Below are 15,628 nucleotides of genomic sequence, written 5' to 3' on the forward strand. Positions count from 1 at the left end.
TGTACCTGCGGGGAATTCAGGTAAAAGGGCCGCCCGTAGAGGCGGCCTTTTTACTTTTGGCGTTTCCTTTAAAAGGTTCACCTTACTGTCTTGTTGATGTTGTTAGGTATGGCTGATTGATTTGATAAAGCAAACGCATTAGCCCCGATGAGCAAAGTTAGTTACCTTACATCTCAACGAAAACACGGAGGAAGTACAGATGTCTTTGATTAATACCAAAATTAAACCTTTCAAAAACCAGGCGTTCAAAAACGGTGAGTTCATTGAAGTCACTGAGAAAGATACCGAAGGTCGCTGGAGCGTGTTCTTCTTCTATCCGGCTGACTTTACCTTCGTTTGCCCGACCGAACTGGGTGACGTGGCTGACCACTATGAAGAACTGCAGAAGCTGGGCGTAGACGTTTACTCTGTCTCTACCGATACCCACTTCACCCACAAAGCGTGGCACAGCAGCTCTGAAACCATCGCGAAAATTAAATACGCGATGATCGGCGACCCGACTGGCGCCCTGACCCGTAACTTCGACAATATGCGTGAAGATGAAGGTCTGGCCGACCGCGCGACCTTCGTTGTTGACCCGCAGGGCATTATCCAGGCTATCGAAGTTACCGCTGAAGGTATCGGCCGTGATGCGTCTGACCTGCTGCGTAAAGTGAAAGCCGCTCAGTACGTGGCTTCCCACCCAGGCGAAGTGTGCCCGGCGAAATGGAAAGAAGGCGAAGCGACGCTGGCTCCATCTTTAGACCTGGTCGGCAAGATCTAAGTCTGCAAAGCCTGGCGGCGCCGCGTTTGCACAGGCCTACAGTATCGTAGGCCGGGTAAACGAAGTGCCACCCGGCAATCCATGGGCGCGCCCGCGCCCATTTCATTAGCACCATGATGCAAGTTGCATTCAGGCCGCCCCTATAAGGCAGCTTGCATGATGACGTCTTAAGAGAGGGAAGAACAATGCTCGACGCGAATATGAAAACCCAGCTCAAGGCCTACCTTGAGAAACTGACCAAACCTGTTGAGCTGATTGCCACGCTGGATGACAGCGCGAAATCGGCAGAGATCAAGGAACTGCTGGCAGAGATCGCTGAACTGTCACCGAAAGTGACCTTCAAAGAAGACAATACGCTTGCAGTCCGTAAGCCTTCTTTCCTGATCGCCAACCCGGGTTCTGATCAGGGGCCGCGCTTTGCCGGCTCTCCGCTGGGGCATGAATTTACCTCACTGGTGCTGGCGCTGCTGTGGACCGGTGGGCATCCGTCTAAAGAAGCGCAGGCCCTGCTGGAGCAGATCCGCGACATCGACGGTGATTTCGAGTTTGAAACCTATTACTCACTCTCCTGTCACAACTGCCCGGACGTGGTGCAGGCGCTGAACCTGATGTCGGTGCTGAACCCGCGCATTAAACACACGGCGATTGACGGCGGTACGTTCCAGAATGAGATCACCGAGCGTAACGTAATGGGCGTGCCGGCGGTCTATCTGAATGGTCAGGAGTTTGGTCAGGGCCGCATGACGCTGACGGAAATTGTTGCCAAAGTGGATACCGGCGCAGAAAAACGCGCAGCAGAAGCGCTGAACAAACGTGATGCCTACGATGTGCTGATCGTCGGTTCCGGCCCGGCGGGCGCGGCAGCGGCGGTTTACTCCGCGCGTAAAGGGATCCGTACCGGTCTGATGGGTGAACGCTTTGGCGGCCAGGTACTGGATACCGTGGACATCGAAAACTACATTTCCGTGCCGAAAACCGAAGGCCAGAAACTGGCTGGCGCACTTAAAGCGCACGTCAGCGACTATGACGTGGATGTCATCGACAGCCAGAGCGCCAGCAAGCTGGTTCCTGCTGCGGTCGAAGGCGGTTTACACCAGATTGAAACGGCATCCGGCGCGGTGCTGAAAGCGCGTAGCATTATCATTGCCACCGGCGCGAAATGGCGCAACATGAACGTTCCGGGTGAAGATCAGTACCGCACCAAAGGTGTGACCTACTGCCCGCACTGTGACGGTCCGCTGTTTAAAGGTAAACGCGTAGCGGTGATCGGCGGCGGTAACTCCGGCGTGGAAGCGGCTATCGACCTGGCGGGGATTGTGGAACATGTGACCCTGCTGGAGTTCGCGCCAGAGATGAAGGCCGACCAGGTTCTGCAGGATAAAGTTCGCAGCCTGAAAAACGTCGACATCATCCTGAACGCGCAGACCACGGAAGTGAAGGGCGACGGCAGCAAAGTGACCGGCCTGGAATACCGTGACCGCATCAGCGGCGACGTGCACAGCGTTCAGCTTTCGGGGATTTTCGTGCAGATTGGTCTGCTGCCAAACACCACCTGGCTGGAAGGCGCGATTGAGCGCAACCGTATGGGCGAGATCATCATTGATGCGAAATGTGAAACCAGCGTAAAAGGCGTCTTCGCCGCAGGTGACTGTACGACCGTGCCGTACAAACAGATCATCATTGCCACGGGCGAAGGTGCGAAAGCGTCCCTGAGTTCGTTTGACTATCTGATTCGCACCAAAACCGCATAAAAAAAAGTAAGACGATACCTGCAGTAGCCACCTCATCATGGGGTGGCTTTTTTATTGGTTTTTTTTATTCTCAATTATTGTCGTGATTGAACGCTTCATGCGTTAACTACCTGCTTCGATCAAAGAAATTAATAAGCCTGCTGATAATATCTCGTCGTTTTCTGTTGATAAATATTTATATTTAACATGAATGATAAAGATATATTCACACCTTCAATGTATGAGGCGTTAACACCCTTTGAAATAAATGGGTTGATGTTTCGTGATTTCTTCAACGCGGCGGATATGACCTCGCGATGCGCCTCGTTACGCTATTTTTTCCCTGAGAGTGAGTCCTGGCCGCAGGATGAGGCGTTAAACGTCGAGTATGACTTCAATGTGCTGTTTGTCGGCCCGGCGACGCTGCTGGCGCCACCTTATGCCTCGGTTTATCTGGACGACGAGCCTCTGCTAATGGGGGCGACAACGCTGAGCGTGCGCGAATTCCTGCAGAGCATTGGGCTGTCCGTTACCGCGGAAAATAGCGTCCCCGACGACCATATCAGCTATGAAATTGAACTGGCCGTAATGCTATTAGTGCATGCCAGACATTCACCGCAATATCATGAAGCACTTACCCGTTTTGTCCGCGCGCATCTCGAATTATGGCTCCCGGCATTTATCGCAAAAATAAAGGATTGTGCGAAAACAGCCGTAATTAAATGCCTCGCCGTGCTACTGACTAATTGGTTTGATGAATTAAAAACGAGAGTAATATTATGACTATTGATAAAGGGCAGCTTAACCGGCGCTCCTTTTTAAAAGGACTGATTGCGCTAGGTACCGTCGCCGCATTACCCGGCGGATTATTATCCTCCCGATGTGCCATGGCACAACCGCCCATTCCGTTTAACCCGAAAACCTACAAAATCTTCCGTAACGCCTGTCCGCGTAACTGCTATGACACCTGCAGCTTAAAAACGTGGGTGAAAGATGACGTGATTACCTTCGTCGAGGGGGCAAGCGAATCCACCTTTACCCACGGTGCGCCGTGCGTGAAAGGGCTGACCTACCCGCGCCGGGTCTACTCGCCGGACCGTATAAAATACCCGATGATTCAGGACGGACGCGGCAGCGGCAAATGGCGACGCATCTCCTGGGATGAGGCCATGCAGCGGATCGCCAGCAAGATGCTGGAGATCAAAAAGAAAGATGGCTCCCTGCTTGGCCTGGCGCTGACCAAATATTCCGGCAACCTGGGGGTGATGAGCTATGCCGTGGAGGGGATGATGTCCTCGCTCGGCTACACCACGCGTTTTGCCGGTACGCCGTGCTGGCCTGCGGGCATTGACGCACAGCACTACGACATGGGCGACATGTGGTGTAACGACCCGGAAGATCTGGTTAAAGCCAAATACATTATCCTCTGGGGGGCGAACCCGGCCTGGTGCTCCATGCACACCATGAAGTACATCTATCAGGCCCGCGAGAAAGGGGCGAAAGTGGTGGTTATCGATCCGCTGTTCTCGCAAACTGCCGCGAAAGCCGACCTCTATCTGCGCGTGCGTTCAGGTTCAGACGGTGCGCTGGCGCTGGGTATGGCGCGCCATCTGGTGGACACCGGCCGCGTGGACCAGGAGTTCGTCAATCATTTCGCGCACGGGTATCCGGAGTTTGAGCAGTACTTGCTCAACAACATCACGGTAGAGTGGGCATCGGAAATTTGTGGTCTGGCGCCGGATGTGATTCGCCAGCTTGCCGAGGAGTTCACGGCGGTTAAGCCTTCCACCGTCTGGATTGGTTACGGTATGCAGCGCCACGTGAACGGCGGCGCGAACGTGCGTGCGATTGATGCCTTTGTCGCCATGACCGGCAATATCGGCGTAGAAGGCGGTGGCGCTCGCTACGGCCATCTGCAGACCTGGGGCTATAACTACCACGCAATGACGCAGACACCCCCGGTGGGTTCTGTAGGGATGGAAGGGGCATCAGGCCCGGTGGGCGAGTTTGTCAGCGATAGCGGCGAAAAGCGCAAGTACTCTGACCGCGCGCTCAACCTGAACCAGACTGCGCAAAGCATTCTGGACGCCAACGATCCCCCTATCCGCATGCTGTGGGTGGCCTGTAAGAACCCGTTTGCCCAGGACTTCGACCGCAACAAGATGAAAAAAGCGTTCGACAAGCTGGAAATGGTGGTGTGCGTGGATCAGTTCTTTAACGAGACGGTTCAGCACGCGGATATCGTTCTGCCTGTCACCACCACCTTCGAGCACTGGAGCGCCTCTTCGTCTTACTGGCACTACTGGCTGACGGTAAACGAACCTGCCATCAAGCCGATGTACGAATGCAAGAGCGACCTGGATATTGCCGTGTTGCTCTCCCGTACCATCAACAAAATGGAACCGGGCTCTTGCACCTTCCCACAGGATGTTGACCAGAAAAAATGGCTGGATCTGGAATTCAACGACGGGCTGGCGAAGCAGTTTGGCATCAGCTCCTGGGACGATCTGCTGAAGGGGCCGGTGAAGGCCAAAATGCCGAGCAGCGCAGCCTGGCACGATCGGAAGTTCAAAACGCCGTCAGGCAAGTATGAGTTTTTATCCGCGCGCTGCGAAGAGAACGGCCATAAAGCACTGCCGGAATATCTGCCAGCCGCAGAAGGTAAACTGCCGTTCCAGCTCTTTACGCCGCACCTGCAGTACGGCCTGCATTCGCAGTTCGTTAACCTTGACTGGATGCAGGTCTTCTGGCCGGAGCCCTTTGTCTATATCCACCCGGTTGCTGCGAAGAAAAAGGGGATCCGAGACCTGGCGACAGTGCGGGTATTCAACGAGATCGGCGAGGTTCAACTGCGTGCCAAAGTCACCACCAATGTACCGGAAGATTTCCTGGTCATGTACGAATCCTGGTTCAACAAGCTCAGCTATAACGTGCAGAACGTGGTGAAAGATACCCCGGCCGATATGGGTAAAATGGCCACCGGTGCACCGGGCGCGGCTATTCACGATCAGTTTGTCGATATTGTCCTCATTGCCAATGAAGGAGCGGACGCATGAGACGCGCATTTTTAGTGAACAGTGATAAATGTATTGGTTGCCGCGGATGCGCCATGGCCTGTAAGAGCTTCAACCAGCTCGAACCCGAACGTTTCTGGCGCTATGTCTACCCGCTGGATAAAGAAATTTACCCGCATGAGGAGCGTGCGTTCTTTTCGCTGGCCTGTAACCACTGTGAAAACCCCGCTTGTCTGGCGGCGTGCCCGGTGGAAGCCTACACCAAACGTGATGATGGCGTGGTGGTGCATAACCCTGAGCGCTGCATCGGCTGTAAAAACTGTATCCGCAATTGTCCGTATGGCGCTCCGCGCTTCAATGAGGAAACGCAGAAGGCCGAGAAGTGCAGCATGTGCTATGAGCGTCTGGATATCGGCTTGAATCCTGCCTGCGTTAACGCCTGTCCGGTTGGGGCGCTGACCCTGATCGATCTGGATGCCGATCCGCTGCCAAATAATGCCGTGCAGTATCCGCCGGGCTTCCCAAAAATGCCGCAGCTTAATCCGGGTACGCGCTTCATTCTGGCACGCCAGCCGAAACAGCCGGGGGACAAATAATGGAAAAGTACGAACTGCCGTTGGTGATTTTTACCGTGCTGAGCCAGATGTCCGTTGGGATGACGCTCCTGTTGAGCTGGCGCACGCTGCGTGGCGAAGTGCAGGGCAACCGTCTTCACTGGCTGATCACGGGGCTGATCCTGGGGGTTGCCTCCATCGCCGCGGTATTGCATCTGGCGCACCCGGAACACGCTTATAATGCGTTAATCAACCTGAAACATGCCTGGCTGAGCCGTGAGATTCTCGGCGCGACGCTGTATGGCGGCACAATTGGCCTGGCTTTTCTTACGAAAGGCAACAAAGGCGCAGCGCTGCTGGCGTCCCTGTTCGGGATACTGCTGGTGGTGGTGCAGGGGATGACCTACGCCGCGCCGGCGATGCAGGCCATTGCCAACGGCATCACCATGATGCTGTTCTTTGCCACCGTCTGGGTGTTGGGCTGTGCAGCTACACCGCTGCTCGGGATGAAAGCGTCAGCTGTCGCACTGCGTCAGGGCATTATCGCCCTGATGGCGCTGCTGATTGCCGCACCGGTACTCTGGCTCAGCGGCGGCACCATCATGAAAATGACCGCTCACGCCTGGTTAAGCTCGCCGCTCTATCTGGGCTGCCTGCTGTGCTGCGTCGTGGGGTTCACGTTGTCGCTAAGGCGCCATCCGATGCAGAAAGCCGTATTTGTTATCCTGCTGGTGGGCGTGGTGCTCAGCCGCCTGACCTTCTTCGGTGATACCGTCAGTACCATCGTCAATATTGGTCATCTGTACTGATAAACAAAACCCCGCGCAAGCGGGGTTTTTTATGGGCAGTTAACGAACCACCATCACCGGAATGTGGGTATGGCGGATCACGCTGGAGGCGTTTGACCCTAGCAGGTGAGTGGTGATGGAAGGATTGCGTGAACCGATCACCACTACGTCTGCATTCAGCTCCGCGGCCAGTTCATTGACGGCATCGCGTACGCTACCGAACCGGACGTGGGTTTTGATGCGCGACGGGTCGATGCTGAAATGCCCGACCATGGTTTGCAGGCGCGTCTCGGCTTCGTGCTGTAAGTGCTCTTCGAAGCGACGCACATCGGCGGCAAAGCGGTGCAGACTCAGGCTGGCGGAGCCCGGCAAGACATGTAAAAGGTGAATAATACCGTCCTGCTGTGCGAGAAATTCCGCGTGACGCACTGCTTTGTCACTCAGTTCCATTTCAAAAACATCAACCGGCATAATGATTCTCTGATACATACCCGTTTCTCCTTGTTTATAAACGCTGAAATCATTCAACCACAAAATAGTTATGGATTCTGTAATCACTCCGTCAATTTTGATGACGATCGTGATGCCGCGAAAAAAATCATTGCGCAGCGTGCGGGGCAGAGCGGTGACGTGAGCGTTCACCAGTGGCGTTCAAGGTAAAGCACAGCCGAGACGATGATGGCCACAAAAAGTAAAAAAATGAATGTGATAACCACTATCTCACCCATGACCGTCCCCACGGCACCAAAACAGATTAAGCGTGTATTAAGGGGAATAAGGGTGATATAGGAAAATCAGGTGAATTTGCGGAAAGAGGATGCGGGTGCATCCTCTGTGCAAAGCGAGTGGGCGCTTGTTCAGAAGGGATTAACGCAGGTAATCGCCCGCAGCTTCTGGCTGGTAGAGCAGTTCCAGCACTTCCAGATGAGTGGAGGCCCCGCCCGGTAAATCCCAGTGGATGGTATCTCCTGTGCGCAGTCCCAGCAGTGCGGCGCCGACAGGGGCAAGAACCGAAAGCTGCGCGCTGCTGTCAGTCATCTGAGCCGGGTAAACCAGCGTGCGGGTCAGCTCTTCACCGGTGGTCAGGTTGCGGAATTTTACCCGGCTGTTCATGGTGACCACGTCATGCGGCATTGACTCAGGTGTGCACATCTGCGCGCGGTCGAGTTCCTCATTCAGGGCATCGGCCACCGGAAGTGAGGCGAATTCGGCTTTTTCCAGCAATCGGTCGATACGTTCTGCGTCGAGTTCATTGATGATAATGGTGGGTCTGGACATTTTTTACTCCATGTCGTTAATGCTGCGTCTAACGCAGAAACCAATCCAAAAGAAAACCCTCGCCGTCTGGCAGCGAGGGTTTAACTTACCCGATGATACTGGCTGAACGCTCAAGTTTGAAGTGATGAAGGTCACATTCATGTCCCATATGAATTTTCGCTGAAATTTATTCAGTCTTAATTCCAGGCGGATTGCGTTACGCTGAGTATCCTGAACCCGGGTGTTGCGCGAAGCATTATGCGTGTCTGCCCCATCAACGAGAGAGCACTATGTACTTCTATCAACCGTCTCAGGGGCACGGCCTGCCGCATGACCCGCTGAACGCCATTATTGGTCCCCGTCCGATTGGCTGGATCTCCTCTTGCGATCGGGCCGGTCAGTTGAATCTCGCGCCGTATAGCTTCTTTAACTGTTTTAACTATCGCCCGCCGATCATCGGCTTTTCCAGCAACGGCTGGAAAGACAGCGTGCGAAATATTCACGAGACAAAGGAGTTTGTCTGGAATCTGGCGACGCGCGATCTGGCACATGCCATGAATCAAACCTCGGCTACGCTTCCTCACGATCGGGATGAATTTACCTTTGCAGGATTAACCCCCGCCGCAAGCCAACTGGTGAGTGCTCCTCGTGTGGCGGAAAGCCCGGTCAATTTTGAGTGCCGCCTTTCTCAGTGCATTCAGCTTACCGGAGCCGATGGCACCCCGGTTGATACCTGGCTGGTGCTGGGTGAAGTGGTGGGGATCCATATAGCGGAAACGCTACTGGAAGAGGGGATATACCAGACGGCGAAAGCGCAGCCCATCCTGCGAGCGGGTGGGCCGACGGCGTACTATGGGATCAGTGATGAACACCGGTTCGATATGGTGCGCCCGGTGGTGGGTCAATAACCGGCTTTATCAATGACAAATTGTTTTCCGCAGTTACCAGGATGTGGCTGCGGGGCAAAGGACGTTGTGGAAAGCGGTTGGTTAATGGTGTCTGCTTTCAGCGAAATCTGCATCTCAGTGAGATACGCCGGGTTGCCATTGCAGGTCAGCTTAAAGGCTTTGATGTTTTCTTTGCCCCAGCTTTTGGCAATGGCGTTGTCAAAATCACGACGACTGACGGCTTTACCGTAGTTAGCCGCGAGGAATTGACCGACGGCACTGTTTTTCATTTCCTGATTCATTCTCACCATGGTGCCGAAATAGGCATCGGGATCAAAACCAAAACAGACGCCATGCTTGGCGTATTCGTACCGTTCCAGGCAGGAGTTTCCGCCCGCGCCTGGCATCACCTCATTAAGTTTTGCCGCACCGGAAAGCGACAGCCCGGTTTCGGCAGCAGCACATTTGCGGCTGGCCTTTGCTTCCGGCATATTCGGGATGGGACGCGTGGCACAACCAAATCGCATCCATCGACGTTCATCCACGCCTCGTGCCGCTATCGATTTCGGCAGACCAGGCCATAACCCGTGGACGGTCAGAAAATCGGCTTTATTTTCGCTCTCTTTTTGCAGACGACATTCATCCGGTTCATTGCGGTTACGCTCAACCATGCTTTGACAAAACCCGGTTTGCCAGGACAGCGCCAGTACATAGCGATCGAAATCGCCATATTGCGTAGCGTTGAGCGGTTCTGCCTGTGCGGAGAAGACACTGAGTGCAAGCGCAACTGCGCCAGACGAGATAACAATATCCTTCCTGAACATGTGATTTCCTGATTGGTTGTGCTCGATTAATTTTTGGGAGTTATTAAAGCACAAAAAGCGCCAGCAGGCGCTTTTTGGAAATCAGGAATTTTACTTAGGCAGCGCCGGGAACCAGCACTTCGGTAGCAATAATGACGATGATCAGGCCAACCAGCACCGGGACTGACGTGCGTTTGACGACCTCAAACGGAGAGATTTTTGCCATACCGGCAACCGCAACGACCACGCCTGAAACAGGAGAGATAGTGCGACCCAGGTTTGAGGCCTGAAGCATCGGAATAGACAGGTAAGCCGGGTTGATGCCAGAGGAGTGAGCCAGCTTAGGGATCATCTCAACGAAAGCGTAAAACGGCGCGTTACCAGAACCGGTGGTCATCGCCGCCAGCATGGTCAGAACGACCAGCACCAGCATCAGGATAATACTGGCTGAGCCGAACGACGTGGCGATGGAGATCAGGCTCTGGATAAAGCCAATAGTGCTCAGACCCTGGGCAAACACGCCTGCCGCAACCAACAGCATCACCACGCCCGCGAAGGCATCCGCCATTCCACGATACGCCACTTCCAGGCCGGAGAAGACTTTTTGCGTGTTGAAACCGCGCACGAATTCCAGCACGGCAGCCAGCAGCATACAGATGACCAGAATAGTAATAATGTGCAGCTGTGGACCCCATTTGCCGTCAAAAATCAGCACGCCGATAATCGGTGTGAACGGCAGAATGGCGTAGAACGCTGGAGCGGTGGTGGTGATTTCGCTGACATCCATCATCTCATGGCTGATGTTCTCTTTTTTATCGAGATAGCGCTGCCAGAAGAAATGCGCGACCCCCATTCCCACAATGGCGACAATCGAGATCGGCAGCGTGGTCTTAAAGGCGAAGTCGATCAGCGACATCTCGGCTGCTTTGGCGGCCAGCACAACGTCGCCAGAGGTTGGGGAAAGAATAATGGCGGCCGGTGATGCGCAAATGGCTGCCGCTGCACCGCGGCTGATGCCCACGTTCACCATCACCGGGAACAGCGTGGCCATTAACAGTACGCCAAGACCGGTGGCCGATGAAACGGCCAGCGACATCAGACAGGCGAGGAAATAGGCGGCAACCATTAACAGATACGGGGAGTTAATATACTGCAGGGGTTTCGAGGCAAGCTTAACCACCATGTCATTAGCGCCGATATGGGTCATGTAGGCGGCAAAACCGCACAGCATCATGATCATCATACCGAGATCGCCGCCACGGCTCATGAGCAGTATTTTAATATATTCAACAATATCCGTGGCAGTATAACCCGTGCTGGCTGCGCTGGCAGGTAATACCTGATGCCCCATTAATGCGCTGACAATCAGGAGAGTTAAGCCGCCAACAAATAAAACGCCCGTGGCTGAGTACCCTTTAATGATGTAGCGGGCTACACCGACAATGACGACGACCCCAATAAGGAGTTCGATAAACGTAAGCATGGTTTCCCCTGTATCCTGTGCCCTGAGGTAGAAAAAAATTAATAAAATAAGAAGGATGAAAATGTGCCGAATTAATGGCCTGTCCTTGCTGATTAAAATCAATAAATAGACGACTAAAGAACAGTATCACAGCGTTTTTGCCATGGCCCAGGCATTTATGTCATCAGGAAGTTGACCGCCAGAAACAGCGTAGCATGTCTCTTTAATGATAACAAAATGTTAAAATTATGTGTTTTTCGGCCTGTTAATCGGGATGGATGAAAATGTTATAGTCATACATATTGTAGGTTTATTTGGGCCAGCCTGAACGCTGCCTTAAGAATATTCCCGAAAAGAGGCCTGATATTTAGGAGTAGTGCTGATGCCGTTAAGACATGGTTCAACTATTGTGTGGTAAACTTTGCTTCGAATATTAAGAATGGTAATTGCATTGTGAGCTTACGTAATACTTTTTTCTCTCTTTTATTGTTTATTTTTGGTCAGTTAACGTTTTCATCTGTTGCACAGGCAGAAGACAACGCGACGAATAAAGGCTGGTTCTCTACTTTTACGGATAATGTTTCGCAGACCTGGTCAGCACCTGAACATTATGATCTCTATGTACCGGCAATAACGTGGCATGCGCGCTTTGCTTATGACAAAGAGAAAACAGATAAATACAACGAGCGCCCGTGGGGGGCTGGTTTTGGTCAGTCACGCTGGGATGAGAAAGGAAACTGGCACGGCATCTATCTGATGGCCTTTAAAGACTCGTTTAATAAATGGGAACCGATTGGGGGTTACGGCTGGGAGAAAACGTGGCGCCCGCTGGCGGACGAGAATTTCCACGTCGGGTTAGGCTATACCGCAGGAGTGACGGCGCGTGATAACTGGAACTACATTCCGATCCCCGTGCTGCTGCCTTTGGCCTCGATTGGCTATGGCCCGGCAACGTTCCAGATGACCTACATCCCCGGGACGTACAACAACGGTAACGTTTACTTCGCCTGGATGCGTTTTCAGTTTTGACTGAAAAAAGGTTACCAGCTGGTGAAAAAACGCGCAGGCATTGATTCCTAAGCGATAAAAATCTGCCAGTGAAAATTAACGCGACTTTAGTCACTTTTTGTCAAAGATCCGCTGGACAAAAGGTCCCACAATTGTTGTACTGGTAACCGACACAGCATTTGTGTCGTTTTTTAATGTAAAGGTAATTTTGATGTCTAAGATTAAAGGTAACGTTAAGTGGTTTAATGAGTCCAAAGGATTCGGTTTCATTACTCCTGAAGATGGCAGCAAAGATGTGTTCGTACACTTCTCTGCAATCCAGTCTAATGGTTTCAAAACTCTGGCTGAAGGTCAGCGCGTAGAGTTCGAAATCACTAACGGTGCCAAAGGCCCTTCTGCTGCTAACGTAATCGCTCTGTAATTCAGACGCGTCAGCAAGAATTTCAAAACCCGCTCATTGAGCGGGTTTTTTTCGTTATGAATCAGCCAAGCAGGTACATTTTCAGGAAGCTGGCAACGATCAGTACGCTCAACAACACCATTCCTGCGCTCATCAGATTCTGTTTCATTCTGTCACCCTCGTTCAGTATGGCCTCCAGAGTGACAGAGAAAAATTAAGCCAACATTAACGCCCCGACGGTTAATGCGTGCTTACTGAGGAAAATAGCCAAAATGCGATCCCCGTCATCGCGAAGGATCCAAGCATGTTGATCGCGATATTCACCAGCGCCCAGCCGATACGGCCTTCCTGAAAGAGAAAAACCGTTTCCGCAGAAAAGGTTGAGAAAGTCGTTAAACCGCCACAGAACCCGGTGGTAATCAGGACCTTCCACATGGGATCGATGTGCGTCATCCGGTTAAACCAGGCCAGCCCCATACCAATGATAAAAGCACCAATCAGGTTGGCAGCCAGTGTCCCCATGGGAATCGCCTGGTGCAGGGGGTTAAACCGCATACTCAGGAACCATCTCGCAACGCTCCCTGTGCCTCCACCAATAAAAACAGCCAAAAGGAGTTGTAACACGCTAAATACCTGCTATTTGATGTGTAAGAGTAGCGAGTTTAACGCTGTTTATGATGAGGGGACAAATATGTATGTGGCGGTAGGGCAGTTTGCAGTCACGCCTGACTGGCAGGTTAATGCACTACAATGCGTGAACCTGATGACACAGGCCCGGCAGAAGGGCGCGTCGCTGTTGGTTCTCCCGGAAGCGCTGCTGGCAAGGGATGATAATGACCCGGATCTGTCCGTGAAGTCCGCGCAGCCGCTTGATGGCGATTTTTTACAGCCGTTGCTCACCGAGAGCGTGGGTAACGCGATGACGACCATCTTAACAGTGCACGTTCCTTCAGCGCCGGGGCGCGCCGTAAATACGCTGGTGGCTATCCGTGATGGCGTGATTATCGCGCGCTATGCCAAGCTTCATCTTTATGATGCGTTCAGCATTCAGGAGTCACGGCGTGTTGACCCTGGTGACCGCGTTGCGCCGTTAATTGATATTGACGGGTTTAAGGTTGGGTTAATGACCTGCTACGACCTGCGTTTTCCTGAGCTGGCATTGCATCTGGCCCTGCAAGGGGCAGACGTGCTGGTATTGCCTGCTGCATGGGTTAAGGGACCGCTGAAAGAGCAGCATTGGGCAACGCTGCTTGCGGCGCGCGCGCTGGACACGACCTGCTATGTCGTTGCTTCCGGGGAGTGTGGCAATAAAAATATCGGGCAGAGCAGGGTAGTTGATCCACTGGGAGTCACGGTTGCCGCAGCAGCGGAAGCGCCGGTGCTGCTGATGACGGAGATATTTTTAGAAAGAATTGCGCTTGCGCGTCAGCAATTACCTGTTCTTCGTAACCGACGCTTTGCGCCACCGCAATTAATGTGATGTTTTTTTCAACAATGCTTGATTCACCTTGTTACAGATTGCTATTGTGTGCACGCGCCAAATGACCGTTAATACAGTCAGGTTTTGGCGCTGAATGCAGCCTGTTTTATGTAAAGAAGGTATCTATGGGTGAGATTAGTATTACCAAACTGCTGGTGGTTGCCGCACTGGTCGTCCTGCTGTTTGGTACCAAGAAGTTACGCACGCTGGGTGGTGACCTGGGGGCTGCCATCAAAGGCTTTAAGAAAGCGATGAACGACGATGATGCAGCCGCGAAGAAAAGCGCTGAGGACATCCCGGCAGAGAAGCTTTCTCACAAAGAGTAATAGCAATGCCTGAGGGCTTGCGAAAAAAAACCGGCTCATCAGGCCGGTTTTTTTGCATTACTGTAAATGGATATTACAGCACTATTTGACTTCTTCGCCTTTTGCCTGCATGTCAGCATGGTAAGAAGAGCGAACAAACGGACCGCATGCTGCGTGGGTAAAGCCCATCGCCAGCGCTTCGGCTTTCATCTCATCAAACTCATCCGGGCTGACGTAGCGCTGTACCGGCAGATGGTGACGGCTTGGCTGCAGATACTGGCCCAGCGTCAGCATGGTCACACCGTGGCGGCGCAGATCGCGCATCACTTCGATGATTTCGTCATTAGTTTCACCCAGACCGACCATCAGACCTGACTTGGTAGGGATATGCGGATGGGCTTCTTTAAAGCGCTCCAGCAGCTTCAGAGACCAGTTGTAATCCGCACCCGGTCGTACCTGACGATAAAGACGCGGCACGTTCTCCAGGTTGTGGTTAAACACATCTGGCGGCGTCGCGGTCAGGATGTCCAGCGCACGGTCCATACGGCCGCGGAAGTCAGGAACCAGCGTCTCGATTTTAATGTTCGGGCTTTTCTCGCGAATAGCAGTAATGCAGTCAGCGAAGTGCTGAGCTCCACCATCGCGCAGATCGTCACGGTCAACGGATGTGATGACCACATAACGCAGCGCCATGTCAGCGATGGTTTGCGCCAGTTTTTGCGGCTCGTTAGCATCGGGCGCGAACGGGCGGCCATGAGCAACGTCACAGAATGGGCAGCGGCGGGTACAGATGGCACCCAGAATCATAAACGTCGCGGTGCCGTGATTGAAACATTCAGCAAGGTTAGGGCAAGACGCTTCTTCACAGACGGAGTGAAGGCCATTCTTGCGCATCGCCGCTTTGATCCCCTGGATACGCGAAGAGTCAGCCGGAAGTTTGATTTTCATCCATTCCGGTTTTCTTAACAGCGCCTCGCGCTCGGTAGCCACGTTTTTAACCGGGATAAGGGCCATTTTATCGGCATCGCGGTATTTAACACCGCGTTCCATCACAATGGGTTTACTCATAGCGTGCGTGTTCCAGTTGCGAATATCGAAGGAAAGCGTTTCAATTCAAGGGAATGTTGTATTTATCAACTATTTTTGAACGAACGACAGGCAGTATATCATTGAAACG

The 15,628-nt window shown here is 52.9% G+C and carries 18 protein-coding genes; 11 read left to right on the plus strand and 7 right to left on the minus strand.

Annotated elements, in window-relative coordinates; all coding sequences use genetic code 11:
- Positions 1-199 precede the first annotated feature (199 nt).
- The 6 genes from ahpC (at position 200) to ACMGGM_RS19310 (ending at position 6,870) form a co-directional block, all read left to right on the plus strand.
- Positions 200-763 (plus strand): alkyl hydroperoxide reductase subunit C, encoded by a 564-nt coding sequence (gene ahpC, locus ACMGGM_RS19285; RefSeq protein ID WP_014882974.1) that lies wholly within the window; start codon positions 200-202, stop codon positions 761-763.
- Between the two features lie 185 nt (positions 764-948).
- On the plus strand, positions 949-2,514 hold the full coding sequence (gene ahpF, locus ACMGGM_RS19290; RefSeq protein WP_014882975.1) for an alkyl hydroperoxide reductase subunit F: 1,566 nt from the start codon (positions 949-951) through the stop codon (positions 2,512-2,514).
- Positions 2,515-2,700: 186 nt separating this feature from the next.
- Entirely contained in the window at positions 2,701-3,276 is a 576-nt protein-coding gene (locus ACMGGM_RS19295; RefSeq protein ID WP_045134269.1) for a molecular chaperone, read from the plus strand.
- Positions 3,273-5,549 carry a molybdopterin-dependent oxidoreductase gene (locus ACMGGM_RS19300; RefSeq protein WP_045134268.1) on the plus strand — a complete coding sequence of 759 codons (2,277 nt, stop codon included), beginning with the start codon at positions 3,273-3,275 and terminating at the stop codon, positions 5,547-5,549. Before ACMGGM_RS19295 ends, ACMGGM_RS19300 begins: the two co-directional genes overlap by 4 nt.
- Positions 5,546-6,103: a 4Fe-4S dicluster domain-containing protein gene (locus tag ACMGGM_RS19305; protein ID WP_014882978.1), complete on the plus strand. Its 558-nt coding sequence runs from the start codon at positions 5,546-5,548 to the stop codon at positions 6,101-6,103. Before ACMGGM_RS19300 ends, ACMGGM_RS19305 begins: the two co-directional genes overlap by 4 nt.
- Positions 6,103-6,870 carry a dimethyl sulfoxide reductase anchor subunit family protein gene (locus tag ACMGGM_RS19310; RefSeq protein WP_014882979.1) on the plus strand — a complete coding sequence of 256 codons (768 nt, stop codon included), beginning with the start codon at positions 6,103-6,105 and terminating at the stop codon, positions 6,868-6,870. Before ACMGGM_RS19305 ends, ACMGGM_RS19310 begins: the two co-directional genes overlap by 1 nt.
- A 39-nt stretch (positions 6,871-6,909) precedes the next feature.
- Here the strand turns inward: ACMGGM_RS19310 and uspG are convergent, their stop codons facing one another.
- The 3 genes from uspG to rnk all read right to left on the minus strand — a co-directional run bounded on the left by uspG (position 6,910) and on the right by rnk (position 8,127).
- Entirely contained in the window at positions 6,910-7,338 is a 429-nt protein-coding gene (gene uspG / locus ACMGGM_RS19315; RefSeq protein WP_014882980.1) for a universal stress protein UspG, read from the minus strand.
- A gap of 149 nt (positions 7,339-7,487) precedes the next feature.
- Entirely contained in the window at positions 7,488-7,577 is a 90-nt protein-coding gene (gene yldA / locus ACMGGM_RS19320; protein WP_350028918.1) for a small membrane protein YldA, read from the minus strand.
- Positions 7,578-7,716: 139 nt separating this feature from the next.
- Positions 7,717-8,127: a nucleoside diphosphate kinase regulator gene (gene rnk / locus ACMGGM_RS19325; RefSeq protein WP_014882981.1), complete on the minus strand. Its 411-nt coding sequence runs from the start codon at positions 8,125-8,127 to the stop codon at positions 7,717-7,719.
- 269 nt (positions 8,128-8,396) lie between these two features.
- Between rnk and ACMGGM_RS19330 the strand changes: the two genes are divergently transcribed.
- On the plus strand, positions 8,397-9,014 hold the full coding sequence (locus ACMGGM_RS19330) for a flavin reductase family protein (RefSeq protein ID WP_023336911.1): 618 nt from the start codon (positions 8,397-8,399) through the stop codon (positions 9,012-9,014).
- Here the strand turns inward: ACMGGM_RS19330 and rna are convergent.
- Positions 9,008-9,817, minus strand: coding sequence for a ribonuclease I (gene rna / locus ACMGGM_RS19335; protein WP_023336912.1), 810 nt, complete (start codon positions 9,815-9,817; stop codon positions 9,008-9,010). The two genes, ACMGGM_RS19330 and rna, sit on opposite strands and share 7 nt — an antisense overlap.
- A gap of 94 nt (positions 9,818-9,911) precedes the next feature.
- Positions 9,912-11,279: an anaerobic C4-dicarboxylate transporter DcuC gene (gene dcuC, locus ACMGGM_RS19340; RefSeq protein WP_014882984.1), complete on the minus strand. Its 1,368-nt coding sequence runs from the start codon at positions 11,277-11,279 to the stop codon at positions 9,912-9,914.
- Positions 11,280-11,711: 432 nt separating this feature from the next.
- On the opposite strand from dcuC, the gene pagP reads away from it, so the two are divergent.
- Together pagP and cspE are read left to right on the plus strand one after the other, a co-directional pair.
- Positions 11,712-12,287 (plus strand): lipid IV(A) palmitoyltransferase PagP, encoded by a 576-nt coding sequence (gene pagP, locus ACMGGM_RS19345; RefSeq protein WP_014882985.1) that lies wholly within the window; start codon positions 11,712-11,714, stop codon positions 12,285-12,287.
- 190 nt (positions 12,288-12,477) lie between these two features.
- On the plus strand, positions 12,478-12,687 hold the full coding sequence (gene cspE, locus ACMGGM_RS19350; RefSeq protein ID WP_002439184.1) for a transcription antiterminator/RNA stability regulator CspE: 210 nt from the start codon (positions 12,478-12,480) through the stop codon (positions 12,685-12,687).
- A 219-nt stretch (positions 12,688-12,906) separates the two neighbouring features.
- On the opposite strand, the gene crcB is transcribed toward cspE, so the two are convergent.
- Positions 12,907-13,290 carry a fluoride efflux transporter CrcB gene (gene crcB / locus ACMGGM_RS19355; protein WP_014882986.1) on the minus strand — a complete coding sequence of 128 codons (384 nt, stop codon included), beginning with the start codon at positions 13,288-13,290 and terminating at the stop codon, positions 12,907-12,909.
- Between the two features lie 67 nt (positions 13,291-13,357).
- Between crcB and ACMGGM_RS19360 the strand changes: the two genes are divergently transcribed.
- Together ACMGGM_RS19360 and tatE are read left to right on the plus strand one after the other, a co-directional pair.
- Positions 13,358-14,146 (plus strand): deaminated glutathione amidase, encoded by a 789-nt coding sequence (locus tag ACMGGM_RS19360; RefSeq protein ID WP_014882987.1) that lies wholly within the window; start codon positions 13,358-13,360, stop codon positions 14,144-14,146.
- A gap of 125 nt (positions 14,147-14,271) precedes the next feature.
- Positions 14,272-14,472 (plus strand): twin-arginine translocase subunit TatE, encoded by a 201-nt coding sequence (gene tatE / locus ACMGGM_RS19365; protein ID WP_014882988.1) that lies wholly within the window; start codon positions 14,272-14,274, stop codon positions 14,470-14,472.
- A gap of 81 nt (positions 14,473-14,553) precedes the next feature.
- Here tatE and lipA read toward each other — a convergent pair whose 3' ends face one another.
- Positions 14,554-15,519 (minus strand): lipoyl synthase, encoded by a 966-nt coding sequence (gene lipA, locus ACMGGM_RS19370; protein WP_045134267.1) that lies wholly within the window; start codon positions 15,517-15,519, stop codon positions 14,554-14,556.
- Positions 15,520-15,628: the final 109 nt, after the last annotated feature.

Origin of the sequence: Enterobacter sp. BNK-14 (genome assembly GCF_047456095.1) — a bacterium.
Classification (GTDB): Bacteria; Pseudomonadota; Gammaproteobacteria; order Enterobacterales; family Enterobacteriaceae; genus Enterobacter; species Enterobacter kobei.